Source organism: Klebsiella sp. S69, from assembly GCF_016516145.1.
Lineage (GTDB): Bacteria > Pseudomonadota > Gammaproteobacteria > Enterobacterales > Enterobacteriaceae > Klebsiella > Klebsiella oxytoca.
On the sequence record NZ_JACVUU010000008.1, the window covers coordinates 137,834 to 160,282 of the forward strand.

Annotated in this window: 21 protein-coding genes; 14 read left to right on the top strand and 7 right to left on the bottom strand. The window is 55.5% G+C overall.

Translation table 11 applies throughout. The annotated features are described in order from the left end of the window. Window positions 1-14: 14 nt before the first annotated feature. A complete protein-coding gene (grxB, locus tag IAE27_RS10135) occupies window positions 15-662 on the bottom strand; it encodes a glutaredoxin 2 (RefSeq protein WP_070557380.1) in 648 nt (215 codons plus the stop codon). A 65-nt stretch (window positions 663-727) separates the two neighbouring features. Next, window positions 728-1,936, bottom strand: coding sequence for a multidrug efflux MFS transporter MdtH (mdtH, locus tag IAE27_RS10140; protein WP_200092392.1), 1,209 nt, complete (start codon window positions 1,934-1,936; stop codon window positions 728-730). A 229-nt stretch (window positions 1,937-2,165) separates the two neighbouring features. On the opposite strand from mdtH, the gene rimJ reads away from it, so the two are divergent. The 4 genes from rimJ (at window position 2,166) to murJ (ending at window position 5,981) form a co-directional block, all read left to right on the top strand. Then, window positions 2,166-2,750: a ribosomal protein S5-alanine N-acetyltransferase gene (rimJ, locus tag IAE27_RS10145; protein ID WP_004101049.1), complete on the top strand. Its 585-nt coding sequence runs from the start codon at window positions 2,166-2,168 to the stop codon at window positions 2,748-2,750. A 9-nt stretch (window positions 2,751-2,759) separates the two neighbouring features. Further along, complete coding sequence (locus tag IAE27_RS10150) at window positions 2,760-3,407, top strand: YceH family protein (protein WP_064345218.1); 648 nt, start codon at window positions 2,760-2,762, stop codon at window positions 3,405-3,407. A gap of 2 nt (window positions 3,408-3,409) precedes the next feature. After that, a complete protein-coding gene (locus IAE27_RS10155; RefSeq protein WP_064396804.1) occupies window positions 3,410-4,333 on the top strand; it encodes a Gfo/Idh/MocA family protein in 924 nt (307 codons plus the stop codon). Between the two features lie 112 nt (window positions 4,334-4,445). Further along, window positions 4,446-5,981, top strand: a complete 1,536-nt coding sequence (gene murJ, locus IAE27_RS10160; protein ID WP_004101058.1) for a murein biosynthesis integral membrane protein MurJ — start codon at window positions 4,446-4,448, stop codon at window positions 5,979-5,981. Window positions 5,982-6,034: 53 nt separating this feature from the next. On the opposite strand, the gene IAE27_RS10165 is transcribed toward murJ, so the two are convergent. Next, entirely contained in the window at window positions 6,035-7,249 is a 1,215-nt protein-coding gene (locus IAE27_RS10165) for an MFS transporter (RefSeq protein WP_064373070.1), read from the bottom strand. A 109-nt stretch (window positions 7,250-7,358) separates the two neighbouring features. Here IAE27_RS10165 and IAE27_RS10170 point away from each other — a divergent pair, with 109 nt between their 5' ends. Next, window positions 7,359-8,294 (top strand): LysR family transcriptional regulator, encoded by a 936-nt coding sequence (locus tag IAE27_RS10170; protein ID WP_023320711.1) that lies wholly within the window; start codon window positions 7,359-7,361, stop codon window positions 8,292-8,294. A gap of 35 nt (window positions 8,295-8,329) precedes the next feature. Here IAE27_RS10170 and rne read toward each other — a convergent pair whose 3' ends face one another. Next, the gene (gene rne, locus IAE27_RS10175) at window positions 8,330-11,575 is read right to left on the bottom strand and encodes a ribonuclease E (RefSeq protein WP_154022128.1); all 3,246 of its coding nucleotides are present in this window, start codon (window positions 11,573-11,575) and stop codon (window positions 8,330-8,332) included. Window positions 11,576-12,272: 697 nt separating this feature from the next. On the opposite strand from rne, the gene rluC reads away from it, so the two are divergent. Further along, window positions 12,273-13,226 (top strand): 23S rRNA pseudouridine(955/2504/2580) synthase RluC, encoded by a 954-nt coding sequence (rluC, locus tag IAE27_RS10180; protein WP_115240149.1) that lies wholly within the window; start codon window positions 12,273-12,275, stop codon window positions 13,224-13,226. 11 nt (window positions 13,227-13,237) lie between these two features. Here the strand turns inward: rluC and IAE27_RS10185 are convergent, their stop codons facing one another. Beyond that, window positions 13,238-14,383 (bottom strand): dienelactone hydrolase family protein, encoded by a 1,146-nt coding sequence (locus IAE27_RS10185; protein WP_070557378.1) that lies wholly within the window; start codon window positions 14,381-14,383, stop codon window positions 13,238-13,240. Between the two features lie 222 nt (window positions 14,384-14,605). Further along, complete coding sequence (locus tag IAE27_RS10190; protein ID WP_004101073.1) at window positions 14,606-15,190, bottom strand: Maf family protein; 585 nt, start codon at window positions 15,188-15,190, stop codon at window positions 14,606-14,608. A 141-nt stretch (window positions 15,191-15,331) separates the two neighbouring features. On the opposite strand from IAE27_RS10190, the gene yceD reads away from it, so the two are divergent. The 8 genes from yceD to fabF all read left to right on the top strand — a co-directional run bounded on the left by yceD (window position 15,332) and on the right by fabF (window position 21,820). Beyond that, complete coding sequence (gene yceD, locus IAE27_RS10195) at window positions 15,332-15,853, top strand: 23S rRNA accumulation protein YceD (protein ID WP_004101075.1); 522 nt, start codon at window positions 15,332-15,334, stop codon at window positions 15,851-15,853. Between the two features lie 16 nt (window positions 15,854-15,869). Continuing rightward, the gene (gene rpmF, locus IAE27_RS10200; protein ID WP_004101077.1) at window positions 15,870-16,043 is read left to right on the top strand and encodes a 50S ribosomal protein L32; all 174 of its coding nucleotides are present in this window, start codon (window positions 15,870-15,872) and stop codon (window positions 16,041-16,043) included. Window positions 16,044-16,245: 202 nt separating this feature from the next. Next, the gene (gene plsX, locus IAE27_RS10205; RefSeq protein ID WP_105890067.1) at window positions 16,246-17,343 is read left to right on the top strand and encodes a phosphate acyltransferase PlsX; all 1,098 of its coding nucleotides are present in this window, start codon (window positions 16,246-16,248) and stop codon (window positions 17,341-17,343) included. Window positions 17,344-17,396: 53 nt separating this feature from the next. Then, window positions 17,397-18,350: a beta-ketoacyl-ACP synthase III gene (locus IAE27_RS10210; RefSeq protein ID WP_004101080.1), complete on the top strand. Its 954-nt coding sequence runs from the start codon at window positions 17,397-17,399 to the stop codon at window positions 18,348-18,350. 15 nt (window positions 18,351-18,365) lie between these two features. Further along, window positions 18,366-19,295 (top strand): ACP S-malonyltransferase, encoded by a 930-nt coding sequence (fabD, locus tag IAE27_RS10215; protein ID WP_004112164.1) that lies wholly within the window; start codon window positions 18,366-18,368, stop codon window positions 19,293-19,295. 12 nt (window positions 19,296-19,307) lie between these two features. Beyond that, entirely contained in the window at window positions 19,308-20,042 is a 735-nt protein-coding gene (gene fabG, locus IAE27_RS10220) for a 3-oxoacyl-ACP reductase FabG (protein WP_004101082.1), read from the top strand. A 210-nt stretch (window positions 20,043-20,252) separates the two neighbouring features. Next, complete coding sequence (acpP, locus tag IAE27_RS10225) at window positions 20,253-20,483, top strand: acyl carrier protein (protein ID WP_028126151.1); 231 nt, start codon at window positions 20,253-20,255, stop codon at window positions 20,481-20,483. A gap of 95 nt (window positions 20,484-20,578) precedes the next feature. After that, window positions 20,579-21,820: a beta-ketoacyl-ACP synthase II gene (gene fabF / locus IAE27_RS10230; protein ID WP_004101085.1), complete on the top strand. Its 1,242-nt coding sequence runs from the start codon at window positions 20,579-20,581 to the stop codon at window positions 21,818-21,820. 103 nt (window positions 21,821-21,923) lie between these two features. Here fabF and IAE27_RS10235 read toward each other — a convergent pair whose 3' ends face one another. Beyond that, on the bottom strand, window positions 21,924-22,394 hold the full coding sequence (locus tag IAE27_RS10235) for a fimbrial protein (protein ID WP_227685257.1): 471 nt from the start codon (window positions 22,392-22,394) through the stop codon (window positions 21,924-21,926). Between the last annotated feature and the right edge of the window lie 55 nt (window positions 22,395-22,449).

Consider the following 22,449-nt stretch of genomic DNA (forward strand, 5'->3'; position numbering starts at 1 on the left):
CCGCTGCCCTGAGCTTAAATAGCCATTGAGGAAAGCAGATTGATTTGCGTCTGTTTAGCCATATTGTCGCGATAGGCGGCCACTCGGCTCGGCCAGTTCACCCCGGCAACCAGCGTCAGATTCCGCAGGAGTGGGAAGAGATGAATATCATCTTCAGACAGCTCCCCGTTGACGGCGTTTGGCTGGACGATAAGTTTATCCAACGCGCGCAGATCGTCGCTGATGTTCTTAACCAGACCGGTAGAATGGGCGAGGTGATCGGCAAAGCTACCGATAGCCGCTTCCTTCTTATTCACAAAATAAGCGCGCGCCTCTGGGGTTGAGAATTCATCAAATGCGGATTTGGCGAAACGCGGGATCAACAGACGATTCGCGTAGACGTTGACCTTGCGCAGCCAGGTTTCAATAGCCGGGTTACGCGCTCCGCTCAGTAGCGGTTTTCCATCAAGTTTATCGACATAGTGCACGATATCCATGCTTTCTGGCATATAGCGACTATCGTCTTTTTGCAGGATGGGCGCCATTTTCTGGCCGATCATGCGGGTTGGGGTTGATTCATCATCGTTCAGGAGCGTGATCAGTTCGACAGGGATATTTTTCAGGCCGAAAATCATGCGGGCTTTCAGGCAGAACGGGCAGTGATCGTAGATATATAACTTCACGTTTCTCCTCCATTGTTGCTGAACTTCCTCAATTCAGTATGGAGGAGAAACGACGGTCCGGCAAATCAGGTGCGCGGCTCGAGCATACCGGACGTTGAACGTTTTGGACTGAACTGCCACCACAGAGCAACAAATGTCGCAAGACCTATCGCGCCCAGCATCAGCCACGGCAGCTCCGGCTGACCCGTCGCCTTACCGGCATCGAACAGCCAGCCGCCGCCTGCGTAGCCGAAAGCGCCGCCGAAGGCTAATCCCAGACGGCTAAAGCCCATATAGCTGCCGCGCGCTCTGGCATCCGCCAGCGAAGCGCCAAGCGTCTCGCGCGCAGGCTCGGCGATGATGGACCCGATATAAAACACGCAGATCAGCGTAAACAGCTGCTGCAGATTGCTGCTCAGGCCAATCGGCATCATTGCCAGCGTCATAATCAGCAGTCCGGCCATCAGCCGATGCTCAAGGCGAAACCGTTTTTCACTCCAGCGGGCAATCGGATAAAGCAGCGTCAGTGAAATGGTGGCTTCGATGGCATACATCCATTTTACCGCCGCCGGAGAACCCGCAATATCGTTAACCATAATCGGCAGCATTAACATGACCTGTACTGCCAGCATGTAATATCCGGTTAGCGTCAAGACGTAGGTGACAAATCGTTTGTCACGCAGCACGCGGCCCAGCCCTTCACGAACCGGCGTTTTGACCGTTGACAGCTTCCAGGCCGGGAGATACCAGGCATTGAACGCCGCGCAGGCGATAAACAGGGCCGCTCCAGCGCTGCACACCAGACGAAAATCATACTGCAGCAGCCAGCTACCCAGCAGCGCGCCGATCACCGCCCCGGCGCTGTCCTGCATCATCAGAATGGAGAAGAAACGCCCGCGCTTGTGTGGGCGAACCAGCTTAACCACCAACGCCGCCCGCGGGGGATCGAACAGCGTGCCGCCGAGACCGGAGAGTATGCAGGATAACCACAGGACCCATGGTTCATGGGCGACGGCCATCGCGGCGAAACCGGCAGCTCGCATCAGCATTCCGGTGACGATCATCGGTTTGGCACCAAAACGGTCGGCAATCGCACCGCCGAATATCCCTAAACCTTGCTGCACCAGTTGACGCAGCCCGAGCGCAATGCCGACCATTAACGCGGCCCACCCCATCTGATCGACAAAGCGAATAGAGATGAGCGGGAACACGACGAAAAAGCCGAGTACGACCAGCATGTTATCAACTAACAGGAAATATTTACCCAGGCTCCTTGCCTGCGATACGCGGGACATTTCCCCTCCCGGGAAAAATAAGAATAAGCTCTGATATTTTGCGGGGTTAATGGCTATTTTCCCAGCTAACTCGCGACAATATTTTTTTATCAAAATGCAAGAACGATAGAGGCTATTCATCGAAAAGCAGAGATGGTGCAGAAAATGGTATGTTGCTGTTTTCACACATCCCTGCAGGACAGGTATAGTAAAGTCAGCAAGTATTGCGTCAGGGGAACAGGAGAGGGGAATGTTTGGCTATCGCAGTAACGTACCGAAGGTGCGTTTGACGACGGATCGGCTGGTGGTGCGGCTGGTACACGATCGTGACGCCTGGCGTCTGGCCGATTACTACGCGGAAAATAAAGGGTTCTTAAAACCCTGGGAACCAGTGCGCGACGACAGCCACTGTTATCCTTCCGGCTGGCAGGCGCGTTTATCGATGATTTCGGAGTTTCACAAGCAGGGTTCGGCATTCTATTTTGCGCTGCTGGACCCTGAAGAAAAAGAGATTATCGGCGTGGCGAATTTTTCGAACGTGGTGCGCGGATCGTTTCATGCCTGCTATCTCGGTTACTCTATCGGAGAGAAATGGCAAGGGCAGGGGCTAATGTTTGAAGCGCTGACGTCGGCAATTCGCTATATGCAGCGCACGCAACATATCCATCGCATAATGGCAAACTATATGCCGCATAATCAGCGTAGCGGCGATTTGCTGGCGCGTCTGGGTTTTGAAAAAGAGGGTTACGCCAAAGATTACCTGCTCATTGATGGGCAGTGGCGCGATCACGTACTGACGGCGTTGACGACACCGGACTGGACCCCGGGTCGCTAAGGAGACATCATGAAATATCAGTTAACCGCGCATGAGGCGCGAGTCATTGGCTGTCTGCTGGAAAAGCAGGTCACCACGCCGGAGCAGTACCCCCTGTCGGTCAACGCGGTGGTGACCGCCTGTAATCAGAAAACGAACCGTGAACCGGTGATGTCGCTCAGCGAAAATGACGTGCAGGATCTCCTCGATACGTTAGTTAAGCGTCATTTTTTGCGTACGGTAAGCGGTTTCGGCAATCGGGTGACCAAATATGAACAGCGCTTCTGCAACTCTGAATTTGGCGACCTGAAATTAACTCCAGCGGAAGTGGCAATTATTACCACCTTGCTGCTGCGCGGGGCGCAGACGCCCGGAGAACTGCGCGGGCGGGCGCAGAGAATGCATGAATTCAGCGATATGGCAGAGGTGGAAAACGTCCTCGAAAATTTGGCTACGCGAGAAGATGGCCCCTATGTTGCGCGTCTGCCGCGGGAACCCGGGAAGCGTGAAAGCCGCTATATGCACCTGTTCTGCGATGATATGGATTCGCTGATTACCGCCGTTGAAGCCGTTTCGCCGGCGGGTGACGATCTCCAGGCCCGCGTTGAGGCGCTGGAAGCGGACGTCGCTGAACTTAAAGCGCGTCTGGATTCACTGCTGCCTCATTCAGGAGATTAAGCATGTCGGCGAAACTACGCATCGGCGTTGTTGGTTTAGGTAGCATTGCGCAAAAGGCCTGGCTGCCGGTGCTGGGAGCGGCGGATGGCTGGACGCTACAGGCGGCGTGGTCGCCGGGAAAAGAGAAAGCGCTGCGCATCTGTGAAACGTGGCGTATCCCCTATGCGGATACCCTGGAACAGCTGGCGGCGCAATGTGATGCTGTATTCGTCCATACTTCAACGGCTTCACATTATGAAGTGGTTAGTCGGTTACTCAATGCCGGAGTTCATGTCTGCGTTGATAAACCGCTGGCCGACAAGCTTAGCGATGCGGAGACGTTGGTTGAGCTGGCGGCCCGCCGCCGTCTTACTCTTATGGTCGGATTTAATCGCCGCTTCTCCCCTCTCTATCGCGAACTTAAAGCTCAGCTCGGTAACGCGGCTTCGCTGCGGATGGATAAACACCGTAGCGACAGCGTGGGCCACGATCTGCGCTTTACGCTGCTGGATGACTATCTGCATGTCGTCGACACCGCGCTATGGCTGGCGGGCGATAAAGCCCGTTTAAACGGCGGTACGCTACTCACGACGGCCCAGGGTGAAATGCTTTATGCTGAACATCATTTCAGCTGCGGGATGATCCAAATGACCACCAGTATGCACCGCCGCGCTGGAAGCCAGCGGGAGTGGGTGCAGGCGGTAACCGACGGTGGATTATATGAAGTCCGTGATATGCGGGAGTGGCAGGAGGAGCGGGGGCGCGGCGTGATCCAGCGTCCGGTCCCCGGCTGGCAGACCACCCTTGAGCAACGAGGATTCACCGGCTGCGCCCGGCATTTTATCGAATGCGTGCAAAATCAGACGGTTCCTGAAACCTCCGGCGAACAGGCGCTGCTTGCTCAGCGTATCGTGGAGAAACTCTGGCGCGAAGCAATGAGCGAATAACCCGTTGTAACAACTGGCAGTAGTAATTCATTATGAACCCGGTAGACTATCGCCACTTTCCAGCGCCCGCCTGAGCGGGCGTTTTACTCCAGGGTTGTGGAATAACACGTTAATGAATCTTTTAAAATCACTGGCGGCCGTCAGTTCGATGACCATGTTTTCGCGCGTGCTGGGTTTTGCGCGCGATGCGATTGTGGCGCGTATTTTTGGCGCAGGGATGGCCACCGACGCCTTCTTCGTTGCTTTCAAACTTCCGAATCTTTTACGGCGTATTTTTGCTGAAGGCGCGTTCTCACAGGCTTTTGTGCCGATTCTGGCGGAATATAAAAGCAAGCAGGGTGAAGATGCGACCCGGGTTTTCGTCGCCTATGTTTCGGGGCTGCTGACGCTGGTGCTGGCGCTGGTGACCATCGCTGGTATGCTGGCGGCACCGTGGGTGATCACCATCACCGCGCCGGGATTTGCCAATACGCCCGAAAAGTTCGCCCTGACCACTCAGCTCTTGCGCATCACTTTTCCCTATATTCTGCTGATCTCCCTGGCTTCACTCGTGGGCGCCATCCTGAATACCTGGAACCGCTTTTCGGTGCCGGCTTTTGCTCCGACTTTCCTGAACGTCAGCATGATTGGTTTTGCGCTGTTTGCCGCGCCCTACTTTAATCCGCCGATGCTGGCCATGGCATGGGCGGTGACGGTTGGCGGTATTTTGCAGCTTGCCTGGCAGCTGCCGCATTTGAAGAAAATCGGCATGCTGGTGCTGCCGCGAATCAACCTCAAAGATGCTGGCGCGGTGCGGGTGGTGAAACAGATGGGGCCGGCGATCCTCGGCGTCTCGGTTAGCCAGATTTCCCTGATCATCAATACCATTTTTGCCTCGTTCCTCGTCTCCGGCTCGGTGTCATGGATGTACTATGCCGATCGCCTGATGGAGTTTCCGTCCGGCGTGCTGGGCGTGGCGCTGGGGACCATTCTGCTGCCTTCTCTGTCCAAAAGTTTTGCCAGCGGCAATCACGACGAATACTGCCGTTTGATGGACTGGGGATTGCGCCTGTGCTTTCTGCTTGCGCTACCGAGCGCCGTGGCGTTAGGGATACTGGCCAAGCCGCTGACGGTCGCGTTATTCCAGTACGGGAAATTTACCGCCTTTGATGCCGCGATGACTCAGCGCGCGCTGGTCGCTTATTCCGTTGGCCTGATGGGACTCATTGTGGTGAAGGTACTGGCTCCCGGGTTCTATTCGCGTCAGGACATTAAAACGCCGGTGAAAATTGCCATCGTCACGCTGATCATGACGCAGGTTATGAACCTCGCCTTTATTGGTCCGCTAAAGCATGCCGGTCTGTCGTTGTCGATTGGCCTGGCGGCCTGCCTTAACGCCGGGCTGCTCTACTGGCAGCTGAGGAAACAGAAAATTTTCACCCCTCAGCCCGGCTGGTTCCTGTTCCTGCTGCGCCTGGTGATTGCCGTCATCGTGATGTCTGCGGCGCTGCTGGGCGTGATGTACCTGATGCCGGAGTGGTCGCAGGGGACGATGCCGTTCCGCCTGCTGCGTTTGATGGTAGTCGTGGTAGCGGGTGTCGTCGCCTATTTCGCGACGCTGTTGCTGCTGGGCTTCCGCGTCAAAGAGTTTGCTCGCCGCACGGTCTGAGTTCTCTTCCTGACACAAAAACCGCCCTGTATTGCCAGCAGGGCGGCTTTTTTTTACCTGACGGTTCGTTGCGCCGAAACGACCCTCGCGCTTTCTATCAGGCGGATGCCGAGGGCGATAGCGCCGGTAATGACGGCGAGAGTCACTACACCGCTCCAGCCTGCTATCACATACAGTTTGCTTCCCAGCACTGAGCCGAGCGACATTCCGATAAACACGCCGGTAAACAACAGCGCATTGAGACGACCGCGCGCCTGAGGCTCCAGACCATACACCAGGTTCTGGTGCGCCACGAGGCTGGATTGCAGTCCAAGGTCAAAACCGACGGCCGAGATGGCAATCAGGATCAGCTGGCCATGCGGCGGTAGCGCAGGCAGCAGAAACATCAGGGCAAAAGAAACGGTAACCAGCGCCGCGCCCATTTGCGTGACTTTTTCGGCTCCGAATTTATCGGCCAGGCCGCCAGCCAGCGGGGCGGCGAGCGCCCCGGCAGCGCCTGCAATACCAAAGCCGCCGGCTACCGCGCTGCCCATCTGATAGTGCGCCAGTAACATGACCGCCAGGGTGGACCAGAATGCGCTGAAGGCGATAGAGAGGAACCCCTGGGCGAATGCGGCGCGACGCAGTGCCGGATAGCGTTTCCACAGGTGGGCCATCGATTTCATCAGCTGCGGATAAGTCAGGTCTGAGTGAATTTCAAAGCGCGGCAGCACGCGCCACATCAGCAGACCAATCAGTGCAATACTGACCGCAGCGGCCTGATACATCACCCGCCAGCCGAATAGCGCACCCACCAGCCCGCTCACCGTCCGTGACAGCAGGATCCCCAGCAGCAGGCCAGTCATGACCGTACCCACCATTTTCCCTTGTTTACCCGCAGGAGCCAGAATCGCGGCAGCTGGTACGATATCCTGCGCCATTGTCGCAGCCATCCCGATCAGCAAACTAACCATCAACAGAGTGGTGAGCTGACCGGTAAGGCTGCAGAGCAGCAACAGGAACGCCAGCGCGGCGCTTTTCATCAGGATCAGCTTTCTGCGATCGTGACGGTCGCCAAGCGGTAGAAGGAAAAGTATACCCAGCGCATAGCCCGCCTGAGTCAGGGTCGGAACCAGACCCATACCCTCAACGCTCAAATGCAGGTTTGCTCCCATTAGCGGCAGCAGCGGCTGCGCGTAATAGATAGCGGCAACGCTGAAGCCTGCGCCGAGCGCAAGGATAAATATTACCCAGCCGGCTGCGCGGGAGGTGAGTGGTGTCGGTGTCATGATTGATTCCTCTTAGAAGCGATGGCGCTATTTTTCCCGTAATGAGGCTGGCGCGGTAGATAGCCCGGTGGTAAAACGGTTATACGCTAAACGTATAGGCAGAATAAAAATGAAGAAGCAGGAGCGTATAGATCGTATCGAATTGATGCGTACGTTCATTCGGATTGTCGAAGCCGGGTCTCTCTCCGCTGCGGCGGTCCAGATGAACACGACCCAGGCGACGGTAAGTCGACGACTCCAGTCGCTGGAAGGGCTGCTCGGCGCAAAGCTGATCCTGCGTACCACCCATGCGATGAAGCTGACCGATGACGGCGAGCGCTGTTACCAGCATGCCCGACAGATCGTCGATGCGTGGCTGGCGCTGGAAGACGACCTGCGCATCACCGATGACCGTCCGGTGGGGATATTAAGGGTACGGGCGCCGCATGCGTTTGGTCAGCAGCAACTGCTGGGGCCGCTGGTGGACTTTCTGCAGCGCTATCCCCAGCTATCGGTCGAATGGATGCTGAATGATAAAACCGTGGATTTCCTGAGCGATGGCATCGACTGCGCGATTCGCGTGGGGGCTGAGGTGGATCCGGCTACGGTGTCGGTCCTGCTGGCCGAGGTGCCGCGCAGCGTAGTGGCATCGCCGTCGCTGCTGGCGAACTATCCGCCGTTAACCGAGCCGCAGGAGATGTCGCTGCTGCCCTGGATAGCCATCAGCACGTTCTATCAGCATGAGGTGATGCTGCAATCAGAGGTGGATGAGCAGCTTACAACCTTTAGCATTGCTCCGTGCCTGAGTACCGACAGCGTACATGTCGCCCGCAATACCGCGCTGGCGGGGCTGGGCGCGGCGATTGTTTCGAGCTGGGCGGTAGCGGAGGATATTGCCGCCGGGCGGCTGGTGGAGCTATTCCCACAGTGGCGTGCCTCACCGCTGCCGGTACATCTTGTCTATCCCTGGGCACGCTATTATCCGACGCGGTTGCGTAAGTTTCTCGATTTGATGCGCGAGGTTATGCCGCAGATTGCGGGGATGCAGCGACCGGAAGGGGAATAAAAAAAGACCGGCCGCTGGGGCCGGTCTGGTAGGCGTTACTCTACGGGCTGCGGACGGGTAGGCCCGGCAGCGGCTTTATGGGTCGCGCTATGGCCACCAGCAGCGCCCTTACCGTCAAAATCAAAGCTCGGGCGAACCCAGTCGCTTTGACGAGGCGCTTCAGGGACGTAGTCTGGCGCAGGCGCGCGGGTCATCGGCGCGGTGGCGTGACGATTGGCGACCTTAACGACCGGCACAGTCGTGACAACAGGCTGAGTCTTCACTACCGGCTCTGCCGCCGGTGCCGGCTCAACCACCTGTTCGGAGACGACAGGCGCTTCTTCAACAGCGGCCGCGGCTTCTTCAACCGCAGCAGGTTCAGCGACCGCTGCTTCCGGCTCGACAGCCTCTTTCGCCACGACGTCGACGGCTTCTGCGACAACCTCTTCGGCGACGGTTTCATCAGCCTCGGCAATCAGCTGCGGCTGTTCATCAACCGGTGCGGCGATAGCTTCCGGGTGCGTGGTTTCGACAACCGGAGCTTCAGGTTCGTTCATCATCGCCACAGGCTCAGAGATGACGACCGGCTCAACAACGCGCTCTTCAACTACCTCCGGGGCAACCACTTCAGAGACAGCCGGTTCAACGGCGGCCGCAGGGGTGATAACGGGGTCAACCGCGGTGGTAGCGAACTCCTGTACCTGCGCTTCTTCTTGCTGCTGGTCTTGCGGGCGAACGACAGGGTAACGGATCCACACTTTACCAGATGCCATTTCCGGCGATGCGCAGGCTACGGTCAGCGGCATCGGGGATTGCGTCGGGTAACGCTCATCACGGTAGCGACGACGGCGTTGGCCGCTTACGCGCAGGTGACGAGGGGAACGGCGCGAACGACGCGGCATACCGTTAGCTTCGCGTGCTTCGCCGGTATCGTCATGTTCCGCAGCGGTTTCAACAACTGCCGGCAGGTCGACTTTCGCCAGTTCCGTGCGCGGAGCTGCGGCTTCGGGTTGGACGGCTGGCGCTTCGATGACCTGAGGCGCGGCTACCGGCTCGACAACCTGCTCAGCGGCAGCAGATTCAATACGTACCTTCTGCGACAGCTGGCGCGGCTTGCGGCGCGGCATGGTCTGCACGCGTTCTTCCTGCTCGCTATCCTGTACGACCGGTTCTTCACGAGTTTGCGCTTTAGCTTCCTGCTGAACCTGACGCTTCTCGTCGTTACGACGGCGATTGCGTTCACGGCGCGGCGGTTGATCGTCGCGAGCTTTGCCTTTATCGCTATCTTCTGCCGTTGTCTGGCGGATGTCGCGAGGTTCGACGTTCTGCTGCTTCTCGCGGCGGTTACGACGGTTTTCTTCGCGAGATTCACGAACTTCGCTATTCTCGGCACGATTGTCGCGGTTGTCACGATTATCGCGGTTATCGCGGCGGTCGTTGCGATCGCGGCGGTTGTTGGCGCGCGGTTTGCGACGTTCCTGCTGGCGCTCGGATTTCTCCTCCGCTTTTTTCTCAACCTGGACTTCAGCCGGCTTAGTTTCTTCTGCGCCGGAGAAGATATTTTTCAGGGCGCTGAAGAAGCGTGCAACCAGACCCGGCTGCGCTGGCGCTGCCGACTTAGGTGCGGAAGCGGCTGGTGTTCCGACGGCAACCGTAGCTTTAGCAGGCTCTTGCTGAGCCGGCGCTGGTGGGGCATCAGGCATGACAAAAGCGGCCAGCGCCGGTTGCTCCGGAAGTTTACGCTCGGCCGGCTCTTCATCAGAAGGCATAGCCATCTCTTCTTCGTGCAGTTTCGGCAGCAGATAGCTCGGCGTGGAGGTCTCTTCACCCTTACGTACGCGCAGAACGGAGTAGTGCGGCGTTTCCATCTGATCGTTTGGCACGATGATGACGCGTACATCGGCCTGGCGGGTTTCAATGGCGCTTACCGCAGCACGTTTTTCGTTCAGGAGGTACGAAGCAATCGGCACCGGAACGATAGCGTGAACTTCTTTAGTGTTCTCTTTCAGCGCTTCTTCTTCGATCAAGCGCAGAATGGAAAGCGACAGCGATTCGTTATCGCGTACGGTACCCGTTCCGCTACAGCGCGGGCAGACGTGATGGCTGGACTCGCCAAGCGACGGGCTCAGACGCTGACGCGACATCTCCAGCAGGCCAAAGCGTGAAATGTGGCTGATCTGGATGCGCGCTCTGTCCTGGCGTACGGCTTCGCGCAGGCGGTTTTCTACCGCACGCTGGTGACGTACCGGGGTCATATCGATGAAGTCGATAACGATCAGACCGCCGAGGTCGCGCAGGCGCAGCTGGCGAGCAATTTCATCGGCCGCTTCCAGGTTGGTGTTAAACGCCGTTTCTTCGATGTCGCCGCCGCGGGTAGCACGGGCGGAGTTGATATCGATAGCGGTGAGCGCTTCGGTGCTGTCGATTACGATAGAACCGCCGGAAGGCAGGCGCACTTCACGCTGGAAAGCGGATTCAATCTGCGACTCGATTTGGTAGTGGCTGAACAGCGGAATTTCACCGGTGTACAGCTTGATTTTGCTGCTGAAATCCGGACGCCCAAGAGCCGCGATATGCTGGCGCGCCAGCTCAAGCACTTTCGGGTTGTCGATAAGAATTTCGCCGATATCCTGACGCAGATAGTCGCGGAAAGCGCGCACAATCACGTTACTTTCCTGATGGATCAGGAACGGAGCAGGGCGGCTTTCTGCGGCTTTCTGGATGGCTTCCCAGTGCTTCAGGCGGAAGCTTAAGTCCCACTGCAGCGCTTCGGCGGATTTGCCGACGCCAGCGGTGCGAACGATAAGTCCCATGCCATCCGGCAGCTCAAGGCTGGCCAGCGCTTCTTTCAGCTCGGTACGATCGTCACCCTCGATACGGCGTGAAATACCGCCAGCGCGTGGGTTATTCGGCATCAGTACCAGGTAGCTGCCCGCCAGGCTGATAAAGGTGGTCAGCGCGGCGCCTTTATTGCCGCGCTCTTCTTTATCAATCTGCACAATCACTTCCTGACCTTCACGCAGCACTTCCTTGATGTTAGGGCGGCCGTGAGAACTGTAGTTGGCAGGGAAGTATTCGCGGGCAATTTCTTTAAGAGGGAGGAAACCATGACGCTCGGCGCCATAATCAACAAACGCGGCTTCGAGACTAGGTTCAATACGAGTGATTTTGCCTTTGTAGATGTTCGCTTTTTTCTGTTCGTGCCCGGGGCTTTCGATATCCAGGTCGTACAGGCGCTGCCCATCAACAAGGGCGACGCGCAACTCTTCCTGCTGAGTTGCGTTGATTAACATTCTTTTCATCGTAACTTACTCATTATTCTTACATTGACGACTAAGCTACGGGCAGAGTAACGCCTTACCGGGGGAAACCGATGGCCTCGTGTCTGTTTCACGTCGCCAACCTCACGGTTGTCGCGCGCTTAAGAGGCGCAGAGTGTCGGTCGCCTGTATTTCAAACGGAAACACAGCGCAATTATCAGGGGAACTGCCTGGGATGTATCACCAGAGAAGATTCCATTTATACCCATCGTTTTTCAAGCAGCAGGAGTGGCGGCTTAACCTGCTCATTCTAATCATTTGATCGAAATGAGCGCCGGGATATCCCAGTGTGAACGCCTTCCTGCGACGTGAAATCCATAGAGCCTGTACCGGTAAGGACTGCAACCCGCAGCCCGCTAACTGTCTGAAAGATCAATACGTCTTACGCCATTGCTGCGTTGATGATCGGTCAGACAAAATTGGTCATTCCGCTAATTTCTTGTTCTAACAAGTTTCAGCACGGAAAACGGCATCATTATTCCATTGCTAAGCTCGTTATAGCAAGTTGACTTTCACCTTTTATCACCCGGTTACCCACAGTTTTTTCACCCGCGTATACGGATTGTTCTAATAACAAACAAAACGATGATGAAGCATGCGGCGAAAACCGGATGATAATAAATATAAGCATATAAAAATGAGTGGCGCTAATTCGTCGGGCTATTTAGAATCGCGCACCATGAAAACTGAGATCCCAAGCGTAAAAATGGTTGCCATTGCTGATGATGAAGCAGGGCAACGTATCGACAACTTTTTGCGTACGCAGCTGAAGGGCGTACCAAAGAGCATGATTTATCGCATCTTGCGAAAAGGCGAGGTGCGGGTCAATAAAAAGCGCGTCAAGCCTGAGTATAAGCTGGAAGCCGGCGACGAAGTGCGCATTCCGCCGGTCCGCGTCGCGGAGAAAGAAGAAGAGGCGGTCTCTCCCCACCTGCAGAAAGTTGCTGCGCTGGCCGATGTGATTTTATATGAAGACGATCACATTCTGGTGCTTAATAAACCTTCCGGGACAGCGGTACACGGCGGCAGCGGGTTGAGCTTCGGCGTGATTGAAGGTCTGCGCGCGCTGCGCCCGGAAGCACGCTTCCTTGAGCTGGTGCATCGCCTCGATCGCGATACCTCTGGCGTTCTGTTGGTCGCCAAAAAGCGTTCCGCGCTGCGTTCCCTGCACGAGCAGCTGCGCGACAAAGGAATGCAAAAAGACTACCTGGCGCTGGTGCGCGGGCAGTGGCAGTCCCACACTAAAGTGGTGCAGGCTCCGCTGCTGAAGAATATTCTGCAGAGCGGTGAACGCATCGTGCGGGTTAACCAGGAGGGGAAACCGTCGGAAACGCGTTTTAAAGTCGAAGAGCGTTATCCCCATGCGACCCTGGTGCGCTGCAGCCCGGTAACCGGCCGTACCCATCAAATCCGCGTGCATACCCAATATGCCGGTCACCCTATCGCTTTTGACGATCGCTACGGCGACCGGGAATTCGATAAGCAGCTGTCAGGCACCGGCCTTAACCGACTGTTCCTGCACGCGGCGGCGCTGAAGTTTACGCATCCGGGGACAGGGGAAGTGATGCGTGTTGAAGCGCCTTTAGATAACCAGCTTAAGCGTTGCCTGCAGGTTTTACGTAACGCGAAGTGATACGGACTTGCTCAGGGCTTGAGCCACTTATCAAGCCAGGGGAACACTTCATCCTGCTGTTCTTGATAAAAGACGTGGCCCAGTTCCGGCCACGTTCTGGTCTCCAGCTTATCCTGCGCGTTCTGTGACGCCCATACGCTATGCACTTTAGCGAAGGCGTCATTAACGGCTGCAGCGGGAAACAGCTTATCCTGCCCGCCGCTATAAATCAGCATCGGCCTGGGCGCTGCAATGCTGGCGATGTCGGGAATATCAAGATGTCCGGCCAGGCCCGGATGAAGCATATAAAACGCCGATTGACCGCGCAGAACGTTGTTGCCTGGCTGCATCAGGCCGTTCCAGGTACCAAACCAGGAGATCGCGGCAGTGGCGGCGACTTTGTCAGACAGGGCGGCCAGTTGCCAGGCGCGAAAACCACCCATTGAAAAACCCAGTACCCCGATGCGTTTATTATCAACCTCTTTTAACGTACTGACGAAATTCACGGTTCGCAGATCTTCATAGGCGACTTCCCCTGCCAGCGAGCGCCCAAGGTTAAAATAGTTACTGGCCAGCGCCTGCTGCTGCTCGTAGGTCATGGGGCCGCGATCCCCCCAGCCCGGGCTATCAATAGCGATGACAACATAACCGCGCTGCGCCAGCTCATCGCCGATGAACCGACCGCTGAAAAATTTATCTGCCCATGCCTCGGCGCTGGCCAGGCGTGCGGCATCCCGCAAAGGACGAATCAGTTTCTCCTTGCCTATGTCAAATTTTGAGCCATGGTCGTGCAGCAGGACAATGGCCGGGTGAGGGCCTGCTGACTTGGGCGTTAACATCAGAGCGGCAATCCGGTTTTCATCCGTGACGTTAAATGCCAGTTTCTCGGCGCGATAGGTGCCCCGATCTTCGCTCATCAGCGTTTGTGGTGTGAACGGGCTTGCTGATGTCGGCGTTAGCAGGGATTGCCGAAGCAGCGTGCGGGCGTGCTCTCGCCATTGATCGAAATGACGATAGTTTCCAGAGAGCCACGAGTCCGGATACGTCATCTGCGCTTTCAACTGCTGCCAGGAGGCGGGTAAATTGCCTTCTACGACGCCCTGGCGCTGCCAGTCGTTCGCGTTGACGCTGGCGGCGGCCAGCAGGGTGAGGGTCAAAAGCGTAGCGCGAAAAGGCATAGTGGCTCCATTTTTAAAATAAAACGTTGTTTTATTATTTTAATGGTGCGGCAAAAATAAACTGTGACAGGTAAGGCATTACTGTTGTGGGGGAGTACGCGTTGAACTGCTGCGAGGCGTTAAACAAACCCGACGCGGATGGAGCAGTGACTTAAGTTCTTGATAAACGGCATTATGGCATCGGGAAAAACACACTCTCTCCGATGCCATGCGTCATTATGTTCAGGTGAGCAGGGGATTGAAGCCTTCCCGGCGCAGCATTTGACATAACGCGATGAGCGGTAAACCGACCAGCGCGTTAGGATCGCGGCCCTCGAGTCTCTCGAACAGCGTGATGCCTAATCCTTCGCTTTTGAAACTGCCGGCGCACTGCAGCGGATTTTCTTTGCGGATATAGCTTTCAATTTCCCGATCGCTTAAATGGCGGAAGTGGACGTCAAAGGGTTCACATTCAGTTTGTAGATGACCCCTGGCAGAGTTATATAGCGCGAGGCCGGTGTAGAACGTGACGATGGTGCCGCTGGCCTTTCTCAACTGGCGATGGGCGTTCTCTTCGGTATGCGGTTTGCCGGTAATTTCACCGTCCAGGACACAAACCTGATCGGAGCCTATAATGAGGTGCTGCGGATAGCGTGCGGCGAGGGCCTGCGCTTTTGCCTGCGCCAGACGCATCACCAGCTGGCGGGCGGGCTCGCCGGGCAGCGGGGTTTCATCTACGTCCGGCGCCGCGCATTCAAAAGGCACCGACAGCTTTTCCAGCAGCATTCGCCGCCAGGGCGAGGTTGACGCGAGGATCAGTTCAGACATATTTTTTCATCCACATATAGCGCTTCGCAGAGCATCATTTTAAACTATGCGCCGCAATGTGTGCGAATAAATGGCAAAAGGCAACCTGAGGCTGCCTTTTTCTTTGACTCTATGACGTTACAAAGTTAATATGCGCGCCCTATGCAAAAGGTAAAATTACCCCTGACTCTCGATCCGGTTCGCACGGCTCAAAAGCGCTTAGATTACCAAGGTATCTATACCCGTGATCAGGCTGTGCGCGTCGCTGATTCTGTTGTCAGCGTGGACAGCGATGTGGAATGCAGCATGTCGTTCGCTATTGATAACCAGCGTCTTGCCGTTTTAAGCGGCGATGCGACGGTGTCGGTAACCCTCGAATGTCAGCGTTGCGGGAAACCGTTCCCCCATCATGTTCACACAACGTATTGTTTCAGCCCCGTCAGAAATGACGAACAGGCCGAGGCACTGCCGGAAGCGTATGAGCCGATTGAGGTTAACGAATTCGGTGAAATCGATCTGCTGGCGCTGGTTGAAGATGAAATTATCCTCTCCTTGCCTGTAGTTCCGGTGCATGATTCTGAACACTGTGAAGTGTCCGACGCGGACATGGTCTTTGGTGAACTGCCTGAAGAGGCACAAAAACCAAATCCATTTGCCGTATTAGCCAGCTTAAAGCATAAGTAATTGAGGAGTAAGGTCCATGGCCGTACAACAGAATAAACCAACCCGTTCCAAACGTGGCATGCGTCGTTCCCATGACGCTCTGACCGCAGTCACCAGCCTGTCTGTAGACAAAGCTTCTGGTGAAAAACACCTGCGTCACCACATCACTGCCGACGGTTTCTACCGCGGTCGCAAGGTCATCGCTAAGTAATCACGCATTACTCCATGGATTTCGCGTTGCAAGAAGACGCAAGCGAGAGAAGCGCCGGGAGCATAGCTCACTATGTGACTGGTGTGAACGAGCGCAGTCAACGCACTTGCAGCGCGAAAGACGAAGAGTAAAAGCGTGATGAAGCTTAGTGAGGATCTCCCCGGGTAACTGGGGAATAACCGAACCGAGCAGCGACGATACCTTGACACGTCTAACCCTGGCGTTAGATGTCATGGGCGGGGATTTTGGCCCTTCCGTGACAGTGCCTGCAGCATTGCAGGCACTGAACTCTAATTCACAACTCACACTTCTTTTAGTCGGCGATCCCGACACTATCGCGCCATTACTTGCCAAAGCTGATTTTGAACAACGTTCACGTCTGCAGGTTATCCCTGCGCAGTCAGTTATTGCCAGTGATGCCCGGCCCGCGCAAGCGATTCGTGCCAGTCGCGGTAGCTCAATGCGCATTGCGCTGGAGTTAGTAAAAGAAGGGCGGGCGCAGGCCTGCGTCAGCGCGGGTAATACCGGAGCGCTAATGGGGCTGGCGAAGCTGTTGCTCAAACCCATTGAGGGGATTGAGCGCCCTGCGCTGGTTACCATGCTGCCGCACCAGCTGAAGGGCAAAACGGTGGTGCTGGATTTAGGCGCCAACGTGGATTGCGATAGCACTATGCTGGTGCAGTTTGCCGTCATGGGGGCAGTCCTTGCGGAAGAAGTTATTGGTATTAAGGATCCCCGCGTTGCGCTTCTGAATATCGGCGAAGAAGAGATGAAAGGTCTCAGCAGCATTCGCGACGCGGCGGCCGTTTTGAAAACTTTGCCAACCCTCAACTATATTGGGTATCTGGAAGCCAACGAGTTGTTGACGGGTAAAACGGATGTGTTGGTTTGTGATGGATTCACGGGCAACGTCACATTAAAAACGATGGAAGGTGTTGTCAGAATGTTCCTTTCACTGTTGAAATCACAGGGAGAGGGGAAAAAAAGGTCGTGGTGGCTGCTTTTATTAAAGCGTTGGTTACAAAAAAGCCTGTCGAGGCGATTCAGTCACCTCAACCCCGACCAGTATAATGGTGCCTGTCTGTTAGGATTACGCGGTTCCGTGATCAAAAGTCATGGGGCTGCCAATCAGCGCGCTTTTTGCGTGGCGATAGAGCAGGCAGTGCAGGCTGTGCAGCGGCAGATTCCTCAGCGAATTGCCGCTCGCCTGGAATCTTTATACCCTGCAGGTTTCGAATTGCCTGAGGACGGCAGAAGCGGGGACGCCAGGCCTCAAAGCCCGGTGACCGGAAACGACTGACGCCTCGCAGTTTGAGTTAACCAGGTATATTACCCAAGAGTGACTGAGCGTACATGTATACGAAGATTATTGGTACCGGCAGCTATCTGCCTGAGCACGTGCGTACGAACGCTGAACTGGAAAATATGGTCGATACGTCAGACGAGTGGATTGTCACTCGTACCGGTATCCGTGAGCGTCGTATTGCCGCGCCGAACGAAACAGTTGCTACCATGGGCCTTGAAGCCGCTAAGCATGCGCTGGATATGGCGGGCGTAAAGCCGGAGCAAATTGGTCTGATTATTGTTGCGACCACCTCCGGTACCCATGCGTTTCCCAGCTCGGCTTGCCAGATTCAATCAATGCTGGGTATTAAAGGTTGCCCGGCCTTCGACGTCGCTGCGGCCTGCGCGGGTTTCACCTACGCGCTCAGCGTTGCCGATCAATACGTGAAAAACGGCGCGGTCGATTACGCGCTGGTGATCGGCGCTGATGTGCTGGCGCGTACCTGCGATCCTGCCGATCGCGGAACCATTATCATTTTCGGCGACGGCGCAGGTGCCGTGGTGCTGGGGGCTTCCGAAGAGCCGGGTATTATCTCTACGCATTTGCATGCGGATGGGAGCTACGGCGAACTGCTGACGCTGCCGAACGCCGATCGCGTCGATCCGGAAAACCCGATCTTCCTGACCATGGCGGGCAACGAAGTCTTTAAAGTGGCCGTGACCGAGCTGGCTCATATCGTCGATGAAACTTTAGCTGCGAATAATCTCGAGCGTTCGTCGCTGGACTGGCTGGTACCACATCAGGCTAACCTGCGTATTATCAGCGCCACGGCGAAGAAGCTGGGCATGTCGATGGACAACGTCGTCGTCACGCTCGACAGGCACGGTAATACTTCAGCCGCTTCTGTGCCTTGTGCGCTGGATGAAGCCGTGCGCGATGGCCGCATTCAACGTGGTCAGCTTATTCTGCTGGAAGCCTTTGGTGGCGGTTTCACCTGGGGTTCCGCGCTGGTTCGTTTTTAGGATAAGGATTTAAACATGACGCAATTTGCTTTTGTTTTCCCGGGACAGGGCTCTCAGAGTGTCGGGATGCTGTCAGATATGGCGGCCGCTTACCCGGTAATCGAAGAGACGTTCCGTGAAGCCTCTGCGGCGTTGGGTTACGATCTGTGGGCGCTTGCACAGCAGGGCCCGGCGGAAGAACTAAATAAAACCTGGCAGACCCAACCGGCGCTGCTGACCGCTTCCGTTGCGCTCTATCGCGTCTGGCAGCAGCAGGGCGGAAAAGCGCCGATGATGCTGGCTGGCCATAGCCTTGGCGAATATTCAGCGCTGGTATGCGCGGGCGTTATCAATTTTTCCGACGCCGTTCGCCTTGTTGAACTGCGCGGTAAGTTCATGCAGGAAGCGGTTCCGGAAGGTACCGGGGCGATGTCTGCGATCATCGGTCTTGACGATGCTGCGATTGCGAAAGCCTGCGAAGAGTCTGCCGAAGGGCAGGTGGTTTCTCCGGTGAACTTTAACTCGCCGGGTCAGGTCGTTATTGCCGGTAATAAAGAGGCCGTAGAACGCGCAGGGGCGGCCTGTAAGGCGGCAGGCGCTAAACGTGCTCTGCCGCTGCCGGTTAGCGTCCCATCCCACTGCGCGCTGATGAAGCCCGCAGCGGAGAAACTGGCCGTTGAGCTGCAAAAAATAACCTTCAACGCACCAGCTATTCCAGTCGTGAATAACGTTGACGTGAAAAGTGAAACGACGCCTGAAGCTATTCGCGATGCCCTTGTCCGTCAGCTGTATAGCCCGGTTCAGTGGACCAAAACCGTTGAATTTATGGCATCACAGGGCGTAGAGCATCTGTATGAAGTTGGCCCGGGTAAAGTCCTCACCGGTCTGACTAAACGTATTGTTGACACCCTGACCGCTTCCGCGCTTAACGAGCCGGCAGCTATGTCTGCGGCGCTTGAGCAATAAAAGAGGAAAACCATGAGTTTTGAAGGAAAAATCGCGCTGGTTACCGGTGCAAGTCGCGGGATTGGCCGCGCAATCGCTGAGACGCTCGTTGCCCGTGGGGCAAAAGTTATCGGTACTGCGACCAGCGAAAGCGGCGCGCAGGCGATTAGCGATTATTTAGGTGCTAACGGGAAAGGCATGCTGCTGAATGTGACCGATCCTGCATCTATCGAATCTGTTCTGGGAAATATTCGCGCAGAATTTGGTGAAGTTGATATCCTGGTGAACAATGCCGGGATTACTCGTGATAACCTGTTAATGCGCATGAAAGATGACGAGTGGAACGATATTATCGAAACCAACCTGTCATCTGTTTTCCGTCTGTCAAAAGCGGTAATGCGCGCTATGATGAAAAAGCGTCATGGACGTATTATCACTATCGGTTCTGTGGTTGGTACCATGGGAAATGCGGGTCAGGCCAACTACGCTGCGGCGAAAGCGGGTCTGATTGGCTTCAGTAAATCACTGGCTCGCGAAGTTGCGTCCCGCGGTATTACTGTAAACGTTGTTGCTCCGGGCTTTATTGAAACGGACATGACGCGTGCGCTGACCGATGAGCAGCGTGCGGGTACGCTGGCGGCAGTTCCTGCGGGGCGCCTTGGCTCTCCAAATGAAATCGCCAGCGCGGTGGCATTTTTAGCCTCTGACGAGGCGAGTTACATCACTGGTGAAACTCTGCACGTCAACGGCGGAATGTACATGGTCTGACCGAGATTTGCGCAAAACGTTCAGGAACCGCGCAGTCCGTGCGGTTCTCTGTAATGTTTTGTACAAAATCATTTGCGTTATGAGGGCAAACAGCCGCAAAATAGCGTAAAATCGTGGTAAGACCTGCCGGGATTTAGTTGCAAATTTTTCAACATTTTATACACTACGAAAACCATCGCGAAAGCGAGTTTTGATAGGAAATTTAAGAGTATGAGCACTATCGAAGAACGCGTTAAGAAAATTATCGGCGAACAGCTGGGCGTTAAGCAGGAAGAAGTTACCAACAATGCTTCCTTCGTTGAAGACCTGGGCGCTGATTCTCTTGACACCGTTGAGCTGGTAATGGCTCTGGAAGAAGAGTTTGATACTGAGATTCCGGACGAAGAAGCTGAGAAAATCACTACTGTTCAGGCTGCCATTGATTACATCAACGGCCACTAGGCGTAAGTGAACATCTCCAGGCGGTCACTCGACCGCCTGAGTTTTATCCATATTTTGTCCCACAAGAATCTATTTTCCCTCCCTGGAGGACAACCGTGTCTAAGCGTCGTGTAGTTGTGACCGGACTGGGCATGTTGTCTCCTGTCGGCAATACCGTAGAGTCTACCTGGAAAGCTCTCCTTGCCGGTCAGAGTGGCATCAGCCTGATCGACCATTTCGATACTAGCGCCTATGCAACGAAATTTGCTGGCTTAGTAAAGGATTTTAACTGTGATGACTTCATCTCGCGTAAAGAACAGCGCAAGATGGACGCCTTCATTCAATATGGAATTGTCGCTGGCATTCAGGCCATGCAGGATTCTGGCCTTGAAGTGACGGAAGAGAATGCTACCCGCATCGGTGCCGCTATTGGTTCCGGTATTGGCGGACTTGGCCTGATCGAAGAAAACCACAGTTCGCTGGTAAAAGGCGGACCGCGTAAGATCAGCCCGTTCTTTGTTCCTTCCACAATCGTTAACATGGTGGCCGGGCATCTGACCATCATGTTTGGTCTGCGTGGACCAAGCATTTCCATCGCGACCGCTTGCACCTCTGGCGTTCACAATATTGGTCACGCAGCGCGCGTTATCGCTTATGGCGATGCTGACGCAATGGTTGCCGGTGGCGCAGAAAAAGCCAGTACCCCTCTGGGCGTAGGCGGCTTTGGTGCAGCACGAGCGCTCTCCACGCGCAATGACAACCCGCAGGCGGCAAGCCGTCCATGGGATAAAGAGCGTGATGGTTTCGTACTGGGCGACGGCGCAGGCATGGTCGTGCTGGAAGAGTACGAACACGCGAAAAAACGCGGCGCGAAAATCTATGCGGAAATCGTCGGTTTTGGTATGAGCAGCGATGCCTACCATATGACTTCACCGCCGGAAGATGGCGCTGGCGCAGCGCTGGCGATGGTTAACGCTATTCGCGACGCGGGCATTGAAGCAAGCCAGATTGGCTACGTCAACGCTCACGGGACTTCTACGCCGGCAGGCGATAAAGCAGAAGCGCAGGCGGTGAAATCCGTCTTTGGCGACGCTGCCAGCCGCGTAATGGTCAGCTCGACTAAATCCATGACCGGCCACCTGCTGGGCGCGGCGGGCGCAGTAGAGTCTATCTACTCCATCCTTGCGCTGCGCGATCAGGCCGTTCCGCCAACCATTAACCTGGATAACCCAGATGAAGGTTGCGACCTGGACTTCGTTCCGCACGAAGCGCGCCAGGTTAGCGGAATGGAGTATACCCTGTGTAACTCCTTTGGCTTCGGTGGTACCAACGGCTCGCTGATTTTCAAGCGCGTCTAGCGGTCGATGCAGTCAATAAAAAATGGCACGTTTATACGTGCCGTTTTTTTTATGCCTGACGTTCGATGGCACAGGCTTTCGCTATCAAGGCGTCAGCGTAATGTTATTTGTAGGTCACAGTAAGTAACAGGGTTGAATGAAAACTCCCTCCGGTGACACGATCGGAGGTGGCAATCATTCGAGAGGATAACTCGATGGTTCTTCCTGTTTCATAAGCAGTTCCAGTCATTCCACCAAAGCAATTTTGCAAGTAACCACCATCTTCGCCAAAGGCCGATTGTAGTGCAATACCTGTGGCACTCCCGTCATTTTTTGCCAGACATTTATTGGATGGATCTGGCGTACCGGAGAAGTCAACAATTATGTCCGTTGTTGACGGTGGGCAAGAGGTGAATACGATGGCGTAATTCTGCCATTCGCTGGCATCACCTGCCCTGGTAAAATCAGATGTCTTTGAATCCGGGAATGTAATTGTCTGATTGAGCGAATGTGCAGTATCTACCGTGCAGGCAGAGGCGACCACCGTACCCGTTAGATTGATGTCTGTCGCAAATGCCGGAACGGCGGTCATCATTATCCCGAGCGCGGGCGTAAGCCATGAGATAACCTCTATTATTCGCAGTCTCATT